The organism is Bradyrhizobium sp. Arg816 (assembly GCF_029989365.1).
GTDB lineage: Bacteria > Pseudomonadota > Alphaproteobacteria > Rhizobiales > Xanthobacteraceae > Bradyrhizobium.
On the sequence record NZ_JAPRAQ010000267.1, the window covers coordinates 1 to 408 of the forward strand.

Annotated in this window: 1 protein-coding gene; it reads right to left on the minus strand. The window is 64.0% G+C overall.

All coding sequences use genetic code 11. The annotated features are described in order from the left end of the window. Positions 1–408 (minus strand): transposase (locus tag OWC48_RS46830; RefSeq protein ID WP_282526045.1); only part of this gene is annotated, 408 nt, incomplete at both ends.

The window sequence follows — 408 nt, forward strand, 5'->3', positions numbered from 1 at the left end:
TGGTGGGCGTGGCTATAGCGGCCGGTCATGATGGCGGCGCGCTTGGCCAGGCGCAGATAGCTCTGGCGCAGCGGCACGTGGTTTCGCTTGGCGAGCCCGACGAGCTTGGTGAGTGCCCTATGCATCAGACGCGCATCAGTCGGATGCGCAACGGCCTTGGGCTGCACCGTGGTATCGACGACCACCCGCTCCAGGTCCTTGGGGCCGATGGCGCCAGTCTTGTGCGCCACCGACAGGCTTTCTTGGATCAGCGCGACGAGCTGTTCCTCGCCCAGCCGCTGGCGCCAACGGGTCATCGACGATCGATCGAACGGCAGACGGTGGCAGAAGCTCAATTCGCCGCAGAAGTATTGGTAGTAGGGGTTCTCGATCCAGCGGGCGCACAGCACCTCATCTGACAAGTTGTGC